This is a genomic window from Rhodovulum bhavnagarense (assembly GCF_004343505.1).
GTDB classification, from domain to species: Bacteria; Pseudomonadota; Alphaproteobacteria; order Rhodobacterales; family Rhodobacteraceae; genus Rhodovulum; species Rhodovulum bhavnagarense.
Window position 1 is genome coordinate 103,731 of sequence record NZ_SLXU01000003.1, and the last position, 17,307, is coordinate 121,037.

Below are 17,307 nucleotides of genomic sequence, written 5' to 3' on the forward strand. Positions count from 1 at the left end.
GGGGAGAAGGACATGACGCAACATCAGACGAGGGCCATCGCAGGAGATGAGCCCACGATGGAAATGAAACAGGCTTTAAACGGGTTTCTGAATGATTTCAGAAAGTTCCAGGCCGATATGAAATCCAGGATTCAACAACAGGAAGAGCGATTGACCATGCTGGACCGTAAAACCCACCTCAAGGCCACCGCGGGGCGTCCTGCGCTGTCGGCGGCGGTTGCCCATGATGTGCCGCATCTCAAAGCTTTTGGCGCATACCTGCGCACCGGTGACGACGATGGGTTGCGCAGCCTCGAATTCGAGGGCAAGGCGCTGTCTTCTGCGGTGGCAGCCGATGGCGGCTATCTGGTCGATCCGCAGACGGCAGAGACGATCCGCTCGGTTTTGACATCGACCGCCTCTCTGCGCGCGGTGGCGCAAGTTGTGACGGTCGAGGCGACCTCTTATGACGTGCTGGTCGATCATAGCGACATTGGCTCGGGCTGGGCCAGCGAGACTGCGGCCCAGATCGAGACCGACACCCCGCAGATCGAACGTGTCACGATCCCGCTCCACGAGCTATCGGCGATGCCAAAGGCCAGCCAGCGGCTGCTGGATGACAGCGCCTTCGATATCGAGGGCTGGCTTGCGGGCCGGATCGCTGATCGTTTCGCACGGGCTGAGGCGGCTGCCTTTATCCTGGGCGACGGTGTGGACAAGCCCACCGGCATACTGGCCCATCCTCAGGTGGAAGACAGCGCCTGGGATTGGGGGGCGCTGGGCTATATCGCGACCGGCACGGTAGGCGATTTCGATGCGGTCAACCCCGCCGATGCGGTCCTTGACCTGGTTTATGCGCTGGGAGCCGAATACCGGGCGAATGCAAGCTTCGTGATGAATTCCAAGACCGCGGGCACGGTGCGCAAGATGAAGGATGCCGATGGCCGCTTCTTGTGGTCGGACGGTCTGGCTGCGGGGGAACCCGCGCGGCTTCTGGGCTATCCGGTTCTGGTTGCCGAGGACATGCCCGATATCGCTGCGGGCTCGGTTGCGATTGCCTTTGGCGATTTTCGTGCGGGCTATACCGTGGCCGAGCGCCCCGATCTGCGGGTGCTGCGCGATCCGTTCTCGGCCAAGCCGCACGTTTTGTTCTATGCCACCCGGCGGGTTGGCGGCGATGTCAGCGATTTCGCCGCGATCAAGCTGCTGAAATTCTCGGCGAGCTAGGCCGCAAGGCTCGCGCCGCTCCGTCAGGACGTGGTGCTGCCACGCGCCGGTAAACCGGTCCGTTGCGTTTTTCCCCTTTTCGGGGCGGCCGGACCGGCGCGTGTTTCCAAATCGCCAAAGGGGGAGCGGAGAATGTGCAACATGATGCTGATCGAGCAGACCACTGTGCCCATGGAGGCACTGCCGCTGAAGCGTTTCAAGGACCATTTGCGATTGGGCACCGGGTTTGCCGATGACGATGCGCAGGATCTCTTGCTCGAGGCGTTATTGCGTGCCGCGATCGGGGCGATAGAGGGGCGCACGGGCAAGGTGCTGCTGGTCCGGAGTTTCACCTGGACGGTGATGGCCTGGCGCGAGGCTGGACGCCAATCGCTGCCGGTTGCCCCGGTGAGCGCGATTACCGAGTTGCGAGTTCTTGACCGCCTTGGGGCTGCGCAGGTGATTGACCCGGAGGCCTATCTGATGGTGCGGGACACACACCGCCCGCGGCTGGCTGCAAGCGGTATGCTCTTGCCACAGATACCGCTTGGGGGCCGGGCAGAAGTCGATTTCGAGGCCGGGTTCGGAGTGGATTGGGCAGCGGTACCCGCGGATCTCGCCCAAGCGGTTTTTCTGCTGGCGGCACACTACCACGAGCACCGCCACGAGGCCGCGCTTGGCGATGGCGCAATGCCTTTCGGGGTCATGGCGCTGCTGGAGCGCTGGCGCACGGTGCGCGTTCTGGGCGGGGGCGCGACATGAGTCCCCCGCGCAGCCTGAGCCGACGATTGATTCTGGAAATGCCTGAAAGTGTCGCCGACGGGGCAGGTGGTTATCGGCAGATCTGGATCAAATGCGGCACGCTGTGGGCCGAGGTGACGCCGGGTTCCGGGGGCGAGCGTGCCGGTCAGGAAGTAACGCTTGCGCGGGTGGCTTACCGGATCGTGGTGCGGGGGGCACCGGTCGGGGCGGCCTCGCGCCCGGCTCCGGGGCATCGGTTTCGTGAAGGCGCGCGCGTCTTCCTCATCCAGGCGGTGACCGAGGCCGACCCGATGGGGATGTACCTAACCTGTTTTGCCGAAGAGGAGTGCGCGGCATGAGCTATCGCACAGGGGCCGCGTTGCAGGCGGCCATCTACGAGCGGTTGGCCGGCGATCCGGGGCTGGGCGCGCTGATCGGGGAGGCGATCTATGATGCGCTACCCCGGGGAAGCCTGCCGCGCACCTATGTGAGCCTTGGTCCCGAGGACGTGCGCGATGCCTCGGATGCGACGGGGGCGGGTGCCCTGCATCGCTTCACCGTCTCGGTGATCAGCGATGTGGGTGGGTTTGAAACCGCGAAGGCCGCGGCTGGCGCGGTGTCCGATGCGCTGACCGGTCAGGGGTTGGAACTGAGCCGCGGTTACCTGGTGCGGCTGAGTTTCGATAGGGCGCGGGCCCGGCGCGTGGGCGCCAAGGACCGCCGCCGCATCGACCTGCGCTTTGTTGCGCGGGTTGCCGAGGACTGATTTCCATCTGGAGGAAAACTCATGAGCGTGCAGAGCGGCAAGGATCTACTGATAAAGCTTGACCTGACTGGTGATGGCCAGTTCGAGACCATCGCAGGGTTGAGGGCCACCAGGATCAGCTTCAATGCCGAGACGGTGGACGTGACAAGCCTGGAAAGCCAGGGCGGCTGGCGCGAACTTCTGGCTGGCGCCGGTGTGAAAACGGCTGCGATCTCGGGGTCGGGCGTGTTTCGCGATGCGGGAACGGATGAACGCGCGCGGCAGGTTTTCTTTGACGGTGAAACGCCGGATTTTCAGGTCATCATCCCTGATTTCGGCGTCGTTGAAGGAGCGTTCCAGGTCAGCAGTCTTGAATATTCAGGCAGCCATGATGGTGAGGCGACTTACGAACTGTCGTTGGCCTCGGCTGGTGCGATCAGTTTCAGGGCGCTGTGATGGCCAACCCTCATGCCGGAGAGGTGGCGCTGTTGCTGAATGGCGAACGGCACGTTCTCAAGTTGACGCTGGGGGCCCTTGCCGAGCTTGAGGCGGCATTGGGCGCAGAGACGCTCGTCGAATTGATCGCGCGGTTCGAGGAGGGCCAATTTGCCACGCGCGATATGCTGGCACTGGTTCTGGCGGGGCTGCGCGGCGGCGGTTGGCAGGGTAGCACGGCCGATCTGGCCCGTGCCGAGATTGGCGGCGGGCCGGTGGCAGCCGCGCAGGCGGCGGCGCAGCTCTTGGCGCGGTCATTCACAGTGCCGGAGGCAAAGACGCATGACGGGCTTTGACTGGGGTGCGCTCATGCGGGCGGGTATCCGGGGACTGGGACTCAAGCCCGCCGAATTCTGGGCGCTGACCCCGGCCGAGTTGATGCTGATGCTGGGGGCTGGCGGTGGCTCCACGCCGATGACCCGCGCGCGGCTGGAGGAACTGGCCCGCGCCTTTCCCGACCACATGCATAAAGGATAGGCCATGGCGGTGGATGAAGATATCGACGGGTTCGCAGCGCAGGTCGAGGCGCTTGAAAGCACCTTGGAGGTTGCGCGGGGCACCACTACGGCCTTTGACCTTGAGCTTTTGCAGATGCGCAAGAGCCTGACCTTGACCAATGCAGAGGTGGGATCGTTGTCGCGGTCCATCGGGCGGGATTTGCGCAGCGCCTTCGACGGGCTGGTTTTTGACGGTGTGAAGCTGTCGGATACGTTGCGTGACCTTGCCAGTTCGATACTCGATGCGACCTATTCTGTGGCCGTCAAGCCGGTTCAGGACAGGCTGGGCGGGCTGGTTGCGGGTGGTATCGAGGGTCTGATCGGGGCGGCAATTCCTTTTGAGAAGGGGAGCGCCTTTACCCAAGGTCGGGTGATGCCCTTTGCCGATGGCGGCGTGGTCCGTCGGGCGACCTATTTCCCGATGCGCGGCGGTAGCGGGCTGATGGGCGAGGCCGGGCCAGAGGCCATCCTGCCGCTGGCGCGTGGCGCTGACGGGCGGCTTGGGGTCAGTTCCGGGGGCGGAGGACGTCCGATCCAGGTGACCATGAACATCTCTACCCCTGATGCAGAGAGCTTTTCCCGAAGCCGCAGCCAGATCGCGGCCGAGATGGGGCGGGCGCTGGCCCGCGGACAGCGCAACCGATAACGAAAGGGACGATCATGGGGTTTCACGAGGTTCGCTTTCCCGCAAGCCTGAGCTTTGGCTCTATCGGCGGGCCGGAGCGGCGCACCGAGATCGTGGCGCTTGCCAACGGTTTCGAGGAACGAAATACGCCGTGGGAACATGCACGTCGGCGCTATGACGCTGGCGTGTCGATGCGATCGCTTGATGATATCGAAGCGTTGATCGCGTTCTTCGAGGCACGGCGTGGTCAGCTTTACGGGTTTCGTTGGAAAGACTGGTCCGACTACAAGTCCTGTCCGCCTTCGCGTCAGGTTGCCTTTGACGACCAGGTGATCGCGCTGGGGGATGGCTCAACGCGAGTTTTCCAGTTGTCCAAGACATATTCGTCTGGCGCTCAAGGCTATGTGCGCCCCATCGCAAAGCCCGTGGCGGGCACCGTGCGAGTGGGTTTGGATGGGGTCCAACTGACAGATCGGGTGCATTTCTCGACCGAACCCGCAACCGGACAGGTGACGCTAAAGGATGCGCCCGATATCGGGGCCGAGGTTACAGCAGGGTTCGAATTCGATGTTCCGGTGCGGTTCGATACCGACCGAATCCTGACCTCGGTTGCCTCTTTCCGGGCGGGCGACGTGCCCTCGGTACCTGTGGTGGAGTTGAGACTGTGAGCGCGCTTGGCGAGGCGTTGCAGGCGCATCTGGATGGTGGCGTAACCACGCTGGCGCGAGCATGGGCGATCGAGAGGCATGATGGCGTGGTTCTGGGTTTCACCGATCACGACCGGTCACTGGATTTTGACGGTATTACCTTCGAGGCGGAAACCGGCATGAGCGCGCAGAGTTTGAGCCAGACAACGGGTCTGTCGGTTGACAATTCGGCGGCCGTGGGAGCGGTTTCTTCGTCCGCGATTACGGAGGAGGACATCGCGGCGGGACGTTACGATGGAGCACGGCTGCGGATATGGCTGGTCAACTGGGCCGATGTCGCCCAGCGGGTGCGCCTGTTTTCAGGATCGCTGGGCGAATTGACACGGCGTGGTGGTGTCTTTGAGGCGGAACTGCGCGGATTGTCCGAGGTGCTCAACCGGCCCGTTGGGCGGGTATATCACATGCGCTGTTCTGCACGGTTGGGGGATGGATCCTGCGCCATGGATCTTGGCCAACCTGGCTACCGTGCCCTCGCCATGCCCGTCAAAGTCGAAGATCGGCGGCGTTTTCGCTTTGTCGATCTGCCAGGTTTCGCGCCGCGATGGTTCGAACATGGACGGCTTGAGGTGCTGTCGGGACCTGCGACAGGACAGACGGGGATGATCCGGGCCGATCGGATTGAGAGAGATGAGCGGGTGATCGAGCTGTGGGCGGAATTGCGTGCGCCGGTCGGGCCAGGCGACGAGGTTCGGCTAACCGCGGGCTGTGACAGATCCGCAGAGAGTTGTCGGTTGAAATTCAATAATTTCATGAATTTCAGGGGGTTTCCCCACATCCCCGGAGAAGACTGGTTGATAAGCTATCCAACGCAAGGATCGCTGAACGACGGCGGGAGCCTTTTCGAATGAGCACCCTTGGCGATACGGTCGTTGCAGAAGCGCGACGCTGGATCGGCACGCCCTACGTGCACCAGGCCTCGGCCCTTGGGGCAGGGGCGGATTGCCTTGGGTTGCTGCGTGGCGTGTGGCGGACGGTATTCGGGAACGAGCCTGAAGATATCCCTCCCTATACGCCAGACTGGTCCGAGCCGCAGGGCGATGAAGCCTTGTGGCGTGCAGCGGAGCGGGTTCTGAGCCCGAAACCGGTTTTTGCGGCTGCGCCCGGCGATGTGGTGCTGTTTCGGATGCGCATAGGGGCGGTGGCCAAACATCTGGGGGTACAGGGGCGCATCGGGGCGCGGGCGAGTTTCATCCATGCCTATTCGGGCCGCGGCGTGGTTGAAAGCCCGCTTTCCGATCCGTGGGTCCGGCGCATCGTGGCGCGCTTTGAATTTCCCGAAAGGACGTGAACCATGGCGACAATCCTGTTTTCGGCGGTTGGCGCGGCGGCAGGTGCCGCGTTTGGCGGGGCGGTCATGGGCCTGTCATCGGTCGTGATCGGGCGTGCGGTGGGGGCCACGATTGGGCAGGCCCTTGACCAGCAGTTGCTGGGGAGCGGCTCGGAGCCGGTCGAGACGGGCAAGGTGGAACGTTTTCGTCTGACCGGGGCGAGTGAGGGTGCTGCGGTTGCCCGTTTGTGGGGACGGTCGCGCGTGGCGGGCCAAGTTATTTGGGCCTCGCGCTTCAAGGAAAGCACCGCCACGCATGATGGAGGAAAGGGAACGCCCGCGACACCCGAGGTGACCGAGTACAGCTATTCGGTCAGCTTGGCGATTGCCTTGTGCGAGGGTGAAATCGCTCGGGTCGCGCGTATCTGGGCCGATGGCTGCGAGATTGCGCCAGGTGATGTGACGTTACGGGTATATAAGGGCACCGAAGACCAGTTGCCTGACCCTCTGATCGAGGCAACTGAGGGGGCGGGACAGGCGCCGGCCTATCGCGGGATCGCCTATGTCGTGATCGAGGATCTGCCGCTGGCGCCCTATGGAAACCGGGTGCCGCAGCTTTCCTTTGAGGTCATGCGCCCTGCCGATAGTCCGGTAAACACGCTTTCCGATCTGATCCGTGGGGTTGCGCTGATCCCCGGAACTGGCGAATACGCACTGGCAACGACACCTGTTCACTACCAGCTCGGGTTCGGCCAATCGAAAAGCGCCAATGTCAACGCGCCGAGTGGCAAGACCGATCTGGCGACCTCGCTCGACGCGCTTCGGGGGGAGTTGCCGGAGGTGAGATCGGTCACCTTGGTGGTCAGTTGGTTCGGATCGGACCTGCGCGCGCCTTTCCTCGAATTGGAGCCGAAGGTGGATGAGGAGAATGCCGAGGGCGCCCCGATGCCATGGCGCGTGGCCGGGTTAACGCGTGCGGAAGCCAAGACGGTGCCCTTTCATGAAGGGCGCGCGGTCTATGGAGGCACCCCGGCCGATGCAAGCGTTGCCGAAACCATCGCGGCGCTGCGCGAGGGTGGTCAAGATACTGTTTTCTATCCCTTCATCTTGATGGACCAGATGGAGGGCAACACGCTTGCCGATCCTTACAGCGGTGAAAGTGGACAGCCGCACCTGCCTTGGCGGGGGCGGATCACGCTGTCCCATGCGCCCGCCCATCCTTTGTCCAGCGATGGAACTTCCGCCGCCGTTGAAGAGATTGCAGAGTTTTTCGGGACGGCCACCCCAGGGGATTTCACGCTTGAGGGCGTTCCGGGTGATCCCGCGGGCTTCAGCGTCGTCTATTCCGGGGTAGACGGTTGGAGTTATCGCCGTTTCATCCTGCACTATGCCTGTCTTTGCAAGGCGGCGGGGGGCGTGGCGGGGTTTTGCATCGGTTCGGAATTGAGGGGGCTGACAACGATCCGGGGACCGCAGGGCCGGTTTCCTTTCGTGGAGCAGTTGCGTGCGCTGGCCGCCGATGTCCGCGCGATCCTGGGGCCGGAATGCAAGATAGGCTATGCTGCGGATTGGAGCGAGTATTTCGGTTATCATCCAGACGATGGTTCGGGTGCGGTCTATTTCCACCTAGATCCGCTCTGGTCCGATCCGAACATCGACTTCGTCGGTATCGACAATTACATGCCGTTGTCGGATTGGCGCGATGGCGACGATCATCTCGATGCCGAATGGGGCACGATCTATGATCTGGGCTATCTTCGTTCGAATATCGAAGGTGGAGAGGGATATGATTGGTATTATCCCGGCGATGAGGCTCGTCTTGCACAGCGCCGCGTACCGATCTCGGACGGCGCGCAGGGTGAACCTTGGGTTTTCCGATACAAGGACATCCGTTCCTGGTGGGAAAACCGGCATGTCAACCGGCCGGCCGCGATTGTCGACTCGCTGACACCGCAGGGACATCGCACGAGTCTCTATACAGTCGGCGCCGCGACCACCGTCACGCCCGCACCCCATATCGCGTTCGGTGCCTTCGACGATACATGCGAGGTCAGGCGTGATGCGGAAGGGGGTGCGATTGCGCGTATCGAAAGCCACGAGGCGGCCCCGGTTGCACAAGAACGCCGCTATCGGGTGACGATATGGTATGCCCCTGGCCGTTCGGACCAGGTCGCGCACTGGTTGCTTCATCCGGCCGGATCGCTGTGTTTCCTCGGGAGTGCTGGTGCGGTCGGGGTGCAGGAGGATGGAGGGCACAGGGTCTCTGAGGTTGAAAATACCCGGCTTGGCGGATCTTTCCACAAACTGTCATACGAGGTTGTTTTCACGGAAGTCGGGACCGCTCGGGTGGCCGTGGGGCCGGGGCTTGATGGCGAATCACTCTACGTCATCGCCTCTGAAATCCTGGATCTCGACGCGCAACAGACGGCATGGCAACCGCAGAGCAAACCGATATGGTTTACCGAGCTGGGCTGTCCGGCCATCGACAAGGGCACAAATGCGCCGAACCTGTTTTTTGATCCCAAATCCTCGGAAAGCGCGTTCCCGCCTTTTTCGAGCGGGGCGCGCGATGACCTGATCCAGCAACAATATCTGCGCGCGGTTCTGGAATACTGGAAAAGTTCTGACACCAACCCGGTATCGAAGGTCTATGGAGGCCCGATGCTGGATCTCTCTCGTGCCCATGTCTGGACCTGGGACGCGCGGCCTTTTCCGCAATTTCCGTCCAATGACGCGCTCTGGTCGGATGGGGCGAACTATGGACGCGGGCATTGGCTGAACGGGCGGGCGACCGCGCAGCCGCTGGAAGCGGTGATCGCCGAGATCTGCCATGCGGCCGGGGTGATCGATCTGGACCTTGACGGTGTGCATGGGCTGGTGCGCGGCTATACCCTGTCGCAGATCACCTCGGCCCGGTCGGCGTTGCAATCATTGATGCTTGCGCATGGTCTGGAGGCGGCCGAACGGGATGGCAAGATCGTCTTTTTCAACCGTGACGGCCGAGCAAGCTGCCGTGTCTCGCCCGCAGCTCTTGCCATTACAGATCGAGAAACGGCCGCGATCGAACACTGTCGTGGCCCCGAGGCCGAAACCGCGGGACGGGTGAGGCTGACTTTCGTGGAGTCCGAGGGAGCTTACGAGGCCCGTGCGGTCGAAGCCATCCTGCCCGATGAGGCGGGGGGCGCAGTAGCATCGACCGAGATGACGCTGGTGCTGACGCGGGGTGAGGCGCAAAGCATCGTTGCGCGGTGGCTGGCCGAGGCGCGTATTGCCCGCGACCGGGTTCGGCTGGCGTTGCCGCCCTCGTCCCAGAGGATCGGGGCGGGCGACGTGATCCGATTGGAGGAGGGTGATTTCCGTATCGATCGAGTAGATCAGTGCGTGGCGCGCCAGATCGAGGCGGTCCGGGTGGAACGCGGTGTCTATGGCGGCGCTGCGATGACCGACGAGGAAGAAGGCGTGGCGCAGCCCGCTTTCGTGGCGCCGATGCCGGTCGCCCCGGTTTTCCTGGACCTGCCATTGTTGAGCGGGCAGGAGGTGCCCCATGCGCCGCATATCGCGATCATTGCCCATCCCTGGCCTGGGACGGCCGCTGTCTATAGTGCGGTTGAGGACGCGGGTTACAAGCTGAACACGCTTGTCGGGCGGCCGACCGTGGCCGGAGTGACCGAGACACCATTATTTGCCGCCGCACCTTCGCGCTGGGACCGGGGGCCTGCGCTGAGAGTTCGCCTGTCGAGCGGAACGTTGTCCTCTGTCAGCCGGGCAAGCCTGTTTGCCGGGGCTAATGCGGCGGCGATAGGCAATGGCGCATCGGGGCGGTGGGAAGTGTTCCAGTTCGCCGAGGCGGAACTGGTCGCACCGCGGACCTACGAACTGAGAGGCAGGTTAAGAGGGCAGGTGGGCAGCGAGGGTGAGATAGGGTCGGATCATCCGGCGGGCAGCTATTTCGTTCTGCTGGACGGTACGCCTGTACAGATCGAACTGACCCCCGATGCGCTGGGATTGGCGCGGCATTACCGGATCGGTCCGGGGGGGCGGCCGTTGGACGACCCAAGCTATGTTCACGTGGTCGAGGCCTTTGAAGGCATCGGTCTGCGGCCCTACGCGCCCTGCCACTTGCGGGTCGATCAGGCGGAGGACGGTGAACTGACCGTGAGTTGGGTACGGCGCACCCGGATCGGTGGCGATAGCTGGGCGTTGGCCGATGTCCCGCTGGGCGAAGCGAATGAACGCTATCACCTCAGGGTGCTGGACGCGCAGGGCAAGATACTGCGCGAGACGACCCTGCAAAGTCCGGGCTGGGTGTATTCGGCGGCGATGCGGGCCGCCGACGAAAGCCCGTTTGCAATCGAGGTTGCGCAATTGTCCGAGCGTTTCGGGCCCGGACCCTATCGGAGGATCGATATCCATGGATGAGACCGCTAATCTTTCCCTGCCGTTGTTGCAGGCGGCTCAGGCTCAAAAGCACGTAACAATGAACGAGGCTTTGACGCGGCTTGATGTTCTGGTGAATTTGACCCTTCAAAGCGTCAGCGTTACCTCGCCGCCTGCGAGTGCGACGGATGGTCTGGCCTGGGGCGTGCCCGCGGGGGCCGTGGATGCATGGTCTGGACGGGACGGACTGATCGCGATGGCCGATAATGGCGGCTGGGCTTTTGGCGCCCCTGCCGCGGGCTGGCGGGCCTGGGTCATGGACCAAGGGCACGAGGTCCAGCATGACGGCAGTGGCTGGCGGCCTGCCTTTGCCGCGCGGGCAGCGTCGGGGGCGGGGCTGCGATTCCGGGTGCTGGAGTTCGACCATGAGATCGTGGCAGGCGGAACGCAGTCCAGTGCTTTGTATATTCCTTCACATGTCATGGTTTTCGGTGTTACCGGGCGGGTCATCGAGGCGATTACCGGCTCTCTGTCCAATTGGCGGCTGGGCGCGGACGGATCGGATAACCGGTTTGGCAGCGGGCTGGGCTTGGGGAAGAACTCTTACGTGCACGGTGTGCTAGGGGCGCCGCTGACCGGCTATGCGCCGATGCCCCTGGATCTGACCCCCGAGAGCGGTGCATTCGCCGGTGGTGTGGTACGGCTGGCGGTGCATTACGCCGAACTTGCCCTTCCGGCTGCGGTCTGAGTCGACAATCGGAGCGGGTTCGGCGTCGCGACAGCGCTACGGTCGAACGGTCCCGCCCTTTTTGCCGTTCGGCCTGAGCGGTGAGCAGGCATGGTTCAGCGGGCGCAGCCGATGCAGGTGGGTGCGGTGGGATCGAGTTCCAGCCGCTTTTGCGTGATCGGTTCGCCGCAATCGGTACAATAGCCGAATTCACCATTATCTGTCCGGGCCATGGCGGCACGAATTCTGGCCTTGGTCGCGGCGCGACGGGCCTGTGTCGCCTTGGCCATGGCCTGGCGCTGCGAGGCGTCCATCCGGCTCAGGCGACCCACCGATTGCTGGTCAAGCTCTACCGTCCGGCGATCCTCGGAGCCACGCGCGCTTTCAGCATCGAGATCTGTCAACATCTTCAAGAGACTGGCACGAAAGGCGGCGATCTGGTCGCTCGTCATGGGTTTTCCTTGGGCTAAGGGCGTTGAATTTGGCCTTGGGTGATTATCTGTTGTAACATCGGGCAGAAACGAGAGGACCAATAATGGCCAGGACCCAGCCGCGCGTGACCGAACTTGACCCGGTATGGAAACGCATCTGCGATGAGGCGGAGGCAGCCGTTAGGGCAGAGCCCTTGTTGGGTGCACTGATCCATGGGGGGCTGCTGCACCATGAGGGGCTCGAGGACGCGCTGGCCTATCGTTTTGCGCTGAAATTGTCATCTGGCGAGATGTCTGCGCAGTTGTTGCGTGAAATTGCCGATGCCGCCTACGGGGCCGATCGGGCGCTAGGCAAGGCAGCGCGGGCCGACCTGATGGCCGTCTACGAGCGTGATCCAGCTTGTCATCGATTTATTCAGCCGATTCTCTTCTTCAAGGGGTTCCAGGCGCTGCAAGCCTATCGTGTCGCCCATCACCTGTGGGGGGCGGGGCGTCGGGACATGGCCTATCTGGTCCAGATGCGAGTGTCCGAGATGTTCGGGGTCGACATCCATCCTGCCGCTCGGCTGGGCCAGGGGATCATGATCGATCATGCCCATTCCATCGTGATCGGCGAGACAGCCGTGGTGGGCGACAACGTGTCCATGCTGCATTCGGTTACGCTTGGCGGTACCGGCAAGGAGGAAGAGGACCGCCACCCCAAGATCGGCGATGGCGTGCTGATCGGCGCGGGGGCGAAGGTGTTGGGCAACATCCGTGTCGGATGCTGTTCGCGTATCGCCGCCGGCTCGGTTGTGCTTTCCGATGTGCCACCGAACTCGACAGTCGCCGGCGTACCGGCCCGGATCGTCGGAGAGGCAGGTTGCGCCCAGCCCTCGATGATGATGGATCACCGATTGCGAGACGGCGGCGGGGAGTGACCGTCCCCGCCATGCCGCGTTTTATGTCTTGAACTGATCGAATGCCTCAAGCGCCTTGGTGCCATACATCAAGGCCGGGCCGCCTCCCATCATGACGCAGACCGAGACCGTTTCGGCGATTTCGGCGCGGGTCGCGCCAGCTTCTATTGCGGCCTTGGTGTGAAAGGCGATGCAATCGAGGCACTGCTTCGAGATGCCGATGGCCAGCGCCATCAACTCCTTCTGTTTCGTGCTGAGCGCACCATCCGCGAGAGTTGCATGGTGCAGGCCGAAAAAGCCTTGCGATGCCGCGGGCTGCATGCCGCTGAAATCCTCCATATGCGCTTGCCCGGTTTCGAGAACTGCTTTCCAGTCCATGTCCTTCTCCCTTGGTTTTTTCCCTTTGCAGCTTGGCCCGCGTCACGCAAGCATGGCCATCGGGTTCTCGAGATTTTCCTTGATCGCGGCAAGAAGCTCGGCACCAACTGCACCGTCGATCACCCGGTGGTCGACGCTGAGCGTGGCCGACATCACGGTCGCGGGTTCTATCTGCCCGTCGTCGGTCACGACCGCTTTTTTCACGCCCGCGCCTACCGCGAGGATCGCGCCGTGGGGCGGATTGATCACCGCATCGAAACTGTCGATGCCGAACATGCCGAGATTCGAGATCGCAAAGCTGCCCCCCTGGTATTCATTCGGCGCGAGTTTCTTGTCGCGGGCACGTGCGGCCAAATCCTTCATCTCCGCAGAAAGCTGGCCGAGCGTTTTTGTCTCTGCATCCCTTAGAACTGGGGTAAACAGGCCGCCCTCGATGGCCACCGCAACCGCCACGTCGGATGCAACGAGACGCAGGATGCGGTCCCCCGCCCATACGGCATTGGCAGCGGGCACTTGTTGCAGGGCGAGAGCGCAGGCCTTGATGATGAAATCGTTGACCGAAAGCTTGACCCCGCGTTTTTCCAGTTGTCGGTTGAACTGGGCGCGGAACGCAAGCAACGCATCAAGTCGGATATCCCGGCGCAGATAGAAATGCGGGATCGTCTGCTTGGCTTCGGTCAGGCGCGCGGCGATGGTCTTGCGCATTCCGTCAAGCGGCAACTCAGAATAGGCACGCTCGGCATAAATGGCCATGATGGACTCGGCGTCGGGCCCGGCTGGCATCGACGCGGGGGCAGGACGTTCCACGGCCGCGGATCTCGGTTGCGGCGCGGGCCTGGCGGTGGCGCCCTCCAGATCGGCCCTGACGATTCGTCCGCGCGGCCCCGAGCCGTTGATGCGCCCAAGGTCCAGTCCCTTTTCCGCAGCGATGCGGCGTGCAAGCGGCGAGGCAAGGATGCGTGCGCCCCCGTCATCTGTCGGTGCGCGGGGTGCCGTGGTGGCGGCGTCGCGCGCGAGGGGTGTCTTGTCCTCTGTCGTGGCCGTTGCGGTCCTTGCGGCGGGGGAGGGCATCGGAGCATCGGCCTTGATTACCTCGGCCTTTTCGCTCTCGCCCAGCAACAGGGCGATGGGGGTGTTGACCTTTATCCCTTCGGTTCCCGCATCCACCAGTAGCTTGCCGATCACGCCGTCATCTGAGGCCTCGAATTCCATCGTGGCCTTGTCGGTTTCGATCTCGGCGATCAGGTCGCCGGCGGCGACGCTGTCGCCTTCGTTCACCAGCCACTTGGCAAGTGTTCCGTCCTCCATCGTAGGCGACAGCGCTGGCATCAGGATTTCGGTTGGCATGGGCCGTGCCTCCTCAGCGATAGGTGACCTGCTTGACCGCTTCGATGACCTCTTTCGTGGTCACCAGCGCCAGCTTTTCGAGGTTGGCGGCATAGGGCATGGGGACGTCCTTACCGGTACAGTTGATCACCGGCGCGTCCAGCCAGTCGAACGCCTCGCGCATCAGCACCGCCGAGATGTGGTTGCCGATGGAGCAGACCGGGAAGCCCTCTTCGACGGTCACGCAGCGATTGGTCTTTTTCACGCTTGCGATGACGGTCGCGGTGTCGATGGGGCGCAGGGTGCGCAGGTCGATCACCTCGGCCTCGATCCCGTCCTTCGCCAGTTCTTCGGCGGCCTCCAGCGCGTAGGTCATGCCGATGCCGAAGCTGACGATGGTCACGTCCGCGCCTTCGCGCCAGATCCGCGCCTTGCCGAAGGGGATGGTGAAATCGTCGAGCACGGGGACCTCGAAGCTCTTGCCGTAGAGGATCTCGTTTTCGAGGAAGATCACCGGGTTAGGGTCGCGGATCGCGGTTTTCAGCAGGCCCTTGGCATCGGCGGCCGAGTAGGGCTGTACCACCTTGAGGCCGGGGATATGGGCATACCAGGCGGCATAGTCCTGGCTGTGCTGGGCGGCGACGCGGGCGGCCGCGCCGTTGGGGCCGCGGAACACCATCGGACAGCCCATCTGGCCGCCGGACATGTACAGGGTCTTGGCTGCCGAGTTGACGATCTGGTCCATCGCCTGCATGGCGAAGTTGAAGGTCATGAACTCGACGATGGGGCGCAGGCCGCCGAAGGCCGCACCGACGCCGAGGCCCGCGAAGCCGTGCTCGGTGATCGGCGTGTCGATGACGCGTCTGGCGCCGAACTCGTCCAGCAGGCCCTGGCTGATCTTGTAGGCGCCCTGGTATTCGGCGACCTCTTCGCCCATCAGGAACACGGTATCGTCGCGGCGCATCTCCTCGGCCATGGCATCGCGCAGGGCCTCGCGCACGGTGGTCGACTTCATCGTTGTACCCTCGGGGATGTCCGGTTCGGGCACAGGGGCGGCGGTCTTGGGTTCGGCCGGTTTGGGGGCGGGGGCGCTGTTGCCGGCGGCCGCCGGGGCAGGGGCCTTGGCCGTGCCGGCGCCTGCGGCGGCCTCTGCATCCTCGCCCTCCTCTACAAGGACGGCGATGGGGGTGTTGACCTTGACCCCGTCGGTGCCGGCCGCGACCAGGATCTTGCCGAGGATGCCCTCATCCACTGCTTCGAATTCCATGGTGGCCTTGTCGGTTTCGATCTCGGCGAGGATGTCCCCCGCGGACACGGTATCGCCCTCCTTGACAAGCCATTTGGCCAGTGTGCCCTCCTCCATGGTCGGCGACAGGGCGGGCATCAGGATTTCAACTGCCATCGTGTTTCCCTCCCTCAGGCGTTCTGCGGCGCCGCGTTGGCGTAGATGTCGGTCCAAAGTTCTTCGAGCGCGGGCTCGGGGCTTTGCTTGGCGAATTCTGCCGCTTCGTTGACGATGTCCTTGATGTCCTTGTCTATCGACTTGAGTTCATCCTCGGTCGCGTGCTTACCGGTCAGCAACAGGTCGCGAACGTGCTCGATCGCATCGCGTTCCTCGCGGATTTTCTGCACCTCCTCGCGCGAGCGGTATTTCGCCGGGTCCGACATCGAGTGGCCGCGGTAACGGTATGTCATCACCTCAAGGATATAGGGTCCCTTGCCAGCCCGCGCATGGGCGACGGCCTTTTCGCCCGCGGCCTTGACCGCCAGCACGTCCATGCCGTCCACTTCTTCGCCCGCGATGCCATAGGCCGCGCCGCGTTCCCAGAGATTGGGCGACTTCGTCGAGCGCTTGACAGCCGTGCCCATCGCGTACTGGTTGTTCTCGATCACGAAGACTACCGGCAATTCCCAAAGCTCGGCCATGTTGTAGGTCTCGTAGACCTGGCCCTGGTTGGCTGCACCGTCACCGAAATAGACAAAGGTCACACTGTCATTGCCCAGATACTTGTCGGCAAATGCCAGGCCCGCGCCGATCGGAACTTGCGCGCCGACGATTCCGTGGCCTCCGTAAAAATGCTTGGCTTTCGAAAACATGTGCATCGAGCCGCCCTTGCCCTTGGAATATCCGCCCTCGCGCCCGGTCAGTTCGGCCATGACGCCTTTGGGGTCCATGCCGCAGGCCAGCATATGACCATGGTCGCGGTAAGAGGTGATGCGCTTGTCACCCTCCCTGGTGGCCGCTTCCAGGCCGACGACCACGGCCTCTTGCCCGATGTAGAGGTGGCAAAAGCCGCCAATCAGCCCCATCCCGTAGAGCTGGCCGGCCTTTTCCTCGAATCGACGGATCAACAGCATCTCTCGGTAAAATTCGAGAAGCTCTTGCTTTTGCGTATTGGACTTGGGGGGTGTTTTTCGCGTGGCCATCGGGCAGCGCCTCCTCCGCGCGGCGTATGGTTTAACGTTAAACAAAATAATAACAGATGGTTTCCGGCATGGCGAGAGGTTTCCACGGGGGATGTCCGGCAAAGTCGCACGCGTTAGCGAATGACGATCTCGTCGCTGCGCATCACCCCCAAGACGGCACGCGCGCGTTCGTCCAGCAGGTCCAGGTCGAGATATCCGTCCGACAGGCGGCGGGTCTTGTTTTCCAAGGTCGCGATATGGGCTGACAGGGCGTCTCGTTCGGCCGTCAGCCGCTCCGCATCGGCCTCGATCTGTATCCGGCGGAAAAGACCGTAATCGCCCTGCACGGCGGCAAAGGTGAAATACATTGCCAGGGAAAAACTCACGCCCAGGAAAACCGCGGCCCCAAGGCCCGGACGCTTGCGCGAACCGCTCATGAAAACTGCCTCTGTTACCGCCCCTTGGCCGAGGCGTTGTTGAAACAGTTTGTCATAGTCGCAC

20 protein-coding genes and 1 pseudogene are annotated in these 17,307 nt (G+C 63.0%); 15 read left to right on the top strand and 6 right to left on the bottom strand.

Annotated elements, in window-relative coordinates; all coding sequences use genetic code 11:
- Nucleotides 1-12: 12 nt before the first annotated feature.
- The 14 genes and pseudogenes from EV663_RS05515 (at nucleotide 13) to EV663_RS05575 (ending at nucleotide 11,387) form a co-directional block, all read left to right on the top strand.
- Nucleotides 13-1,206 (top strand): phage major capsid protein, encoded by a 1,194-nt coding sequence (locus EV663_RS05515; protein ID WP_132950790.1) that lies wholly within the window; start codon nucleotides 13-15, stop codon nucleotides 1,204-1,206.
- Between the two features lie 141 nt (nucleotides 1,207-1,347).
- A complete protein-coding gene (locus EV663_RS05520) occupies nucleotides 1,348-1,947 on the top strand; it encodes a head-tail connector protein (protein ID WP_132950891.1) in 600 nt (199 codons plus the stop codon).
- Nucleotides 1,944-2,285, top strand: a complete 342-nt coding sequence (locus tag EV663_RS05525) for a head-tail adaptor protein (RefSeq protein WP_132950791.1) — start codon at nucleotides 1,944-1,946, stop codon at nucleotides 2,283-2,285. Before EV663_RS05520 ends, EV663_RS05525 begins: the two co-directional genes overlap by 4 nt.
- Entirely contained in the window at nucleotides 2,282-2,692 is a 411-nt protein-coding gene (locus EV663_RS05530) for a DUF3168 domain-containing protein (protein ID WP_132950792.1), read from the top strand. The genes EV663_RS05525 and EV663_RS05530 overlap by 4 nt, the downstream gene beginning before the upstream one ends.
- Before the next feature lie 21 nt (nucleotides 2,693-2,713).
- Complete coding sequence (locus EV663_RS05535; RefSeq protein WP_132950793.1) at nucleotides 2,714-3,127, top strand: phage major tail protein, TP901-1 family; 414 nt, start codon at nucleotides 2,714-2,716, stop codon at nucleotides 3,125-3,127.
- On the top strand, nucleotides 3,127-3,462 hold the full coding sequence (locus EV663_RS05540) for a gene transfer agent family protein (protein WP_132950794.1): 336 nt from the start codon (nucleotides 3,127-3,129) through the stop codon (nucleotides 3,460-3,462). Before EV663_RS05535 ends, EV663_RS05540 begins: the two co-directional genes overlap by 1 nt.
- A complete protein-coding gene (locus EV663_RS05545) occupies nucleotides 3,449-3,643 on the top strand; it encodes a rcc01693 family protein (protein ID WP_132950795.1) in 195 nt (64 codons plus the stop codon). Before EV663_RS05540 ends, EV663_RS05545 begins: the two co-directional genes overlap by 14 nt.
- A gap of 3 nt (nucleotides 3,644-3,646) precedes the next feature.
- Nucleotides 3,647-4,309 carry a phage tail tape measure protein gene (locus EV663_RS05550; RefSeq protein WP_132950796.1) on the top strand — a complete coding sequence of 221 codons (663 nt, stop codon included), beginning with the start codon at nucleotides 3,647-3,649 and terminating at the stop codon, nucleotides 4,307-4,309.
- Nucleotides 4,310-4,323: 14 nt separating this feature from the next.
- Nucleotides 4,324-4,956, top strand: a complete 633-nt coding sequence (locus tag EV663_RS05555) for a DUF2460 domain-containing protein (protein ID WP_132950797.1) — start codon at nucleotides 4,324-4,326, stop codon at nucleotides 4,954-4,956.
- On the top strand, nucleotides 4,953-5,843 hold the full coding sequence (locus EV663_RS05560) for a DUF2163 domain-containing protein (protein WP_132950798.1): 891 nt from the start codon (nucleotides 4,953-4,955) through the stop codon (nucleotides 5,841-5,843). The genes EV663_RS05555 and EV663_RS05560 overlap by 4 nt, the downstream gene beginning before the upstream one ends.
- The gene (locus EV663_RS05565) at nucleotides 5,840-6,283 is read left to right on the top strand and encodes a C40 family peptidase (RefSeq protein ID WP_132950799.1); all 444 of its coding nucleotides are present in this window, start codon (nucleotides 5,840-5,842) and stop codon (nucleotides 6,281-6,283) included. Before EV663_RS05560 ends, EV663_RS05565 begins: the two co-directional genes overlap by 4 nt.
- A gap of 3 nt (nucleotides 6,284-6,286) precedes the next feature.
- Nucleotides 6,287-8,185: pseudogene (locus tag EV663_RS16035) on the top strand (baseplate multidomain protein megatron); the annotation flags it as partial.
- A 429-nt stretch (nucleotides 8,186-8,614) separates the two neighbouring features.
- Nucleotides 8,615-10,681 carry a phage tail protein gene (locus EV663_RS16040; protein ID WP_425057125.1) on the top strand — a complete coding sequence of 689 codons (2,067 nt, stop codon included), beginning with the start codon at nucleotides 8,615-8,617 and terminating at the stop codon, nucleotides 10,679-10,681.
- Complete coding sequence (locus EV663_RS05575; RefSeq protein ID WP_132950801.1) at nucleotides 10,674-11,387, top strand: DUF2793 domain-containing protein; 714 nt, start codon at nucleotides 10,674-10,676, stop codon at nucleotides 11,385-11,387. The genes EV663_RS16040 and EV663_RS05575 overlap by 8 nt, the downstream gene beginning before the upstream one ends.
- A 95-nt stretch (nucleotides 11,388-11,482) precedes the next feature.
- On the opposite strand, the gene EV663_RS05580 is transcribed toward EV663_RS05575, so the two are convergent.
- On the bottom strand, nucleotides 11,483-11,818 hold the full coding sequence (locus tag EV663_RS05580; protein ID WP_132950802.1) for a TraR/DksA family transcriptional regulator: 336 nt from the start codon (nucleotides 11,816-11,818) through the stop codon (nucleotides 11,483-11,485).
- Nucleotides 11,819-11,901: 83 nt separating this feature from the next.
- On the opposite strand from EV663_RS05580, the gene cysE reads away from it, so the two are divergent.
- Nucleotides 11,902-12,717, top strand: coding sequence for a serine O-acetyltransferase (gene cysE / locus EV663_RS05585; RefSeq protein WP_132950803.1), 816 nt, complete (start codon nucleotides 11,902-11,904; stop codon nucleotides 12,715-12,717).
- A gap of 21 nt (nucleotides 12,718-12,738) precedes the next feature.
- Here the strand turns inward: cysE and EV663_RS05590 are convergent, their stop codons facing one another.
- The 5 genes from EV663_RS05590 to EV663_RS05610 all read right to left on the bottom strand — a co-directional run bounded on the left by EV663_RS05590 (nucleotide 12,739) and on the right by EV663_RS05610 (nucleotide 17,243).
- Nucleotides 12,739-13,074 carry a carboxymuconolactone decarboxylase family protein gene (locus EV663_RS05590; RefSeq protein WP_132950804.1) on the bottom strand — a complete coding sequence of 112 codons (336 nt, stop codon included), beginning with the start codon at nucleotides 13,072-13,074 and terminating at the stop codon, nucleotides 12,739-12,741.
- 42 nt (nucleotides 13,075-13,116) lie between these two features.
- A complete protein-coding gene (locus EV663_RS05595) occupies nucleotides 13,117-14,421 on the bottom strand; it encodes a pyruvate dehydrogenase complex dihydrolipoamide acetyltransferase (protein WP_132950805.1) in 1,305 nt (434 codons plus the stop codon).
- Nucleotides 14,422-14,434: 13 nt separating this feature from the next.
- The gene (locus EV663_RS05600; protein ID WP_132950806.1) at nucleotides 14,435-15,802 is read right to left on the bottom strand and encodes a pyruvate dehydrogenase complex E1 component subunit beta; all 1,368 of its coding nucleotides are present in this window, start codon (nucleotides 15,800-15,802) and stop codon (nucleotides 14,435-14,437) included.
- Nucleotides 15,803-15,816: 14 nt separating this feature from the next.
- A complete protein-coding gene (gene pdhA / locus EV663_RS05605; protein ID WP_132950807.1) occupies nucleotides 15,817-16,827 on the bottom strand; it encodes a pyruvate dehydrogenase (acetyl-transferring) E1 component subunit alpha in 1,011 nt (336 codons plus the stop codon).
- A gap of 113 nt (nucleotides 16,828-16,940) precedes the next feature.
- Nucleotides 16,941-17,243, bottom strand: coding sequence for an FtsB family cell division protein (locus EV663_RS05610; protein ID WP_132950808.1), 303 nt, complete (start codon nucleotides 17,241-17,243; stop codon nucleotides 16,941-16,943).
- Nucleotides 17,244-17,307: the final 64 nt, after the last annotated feature.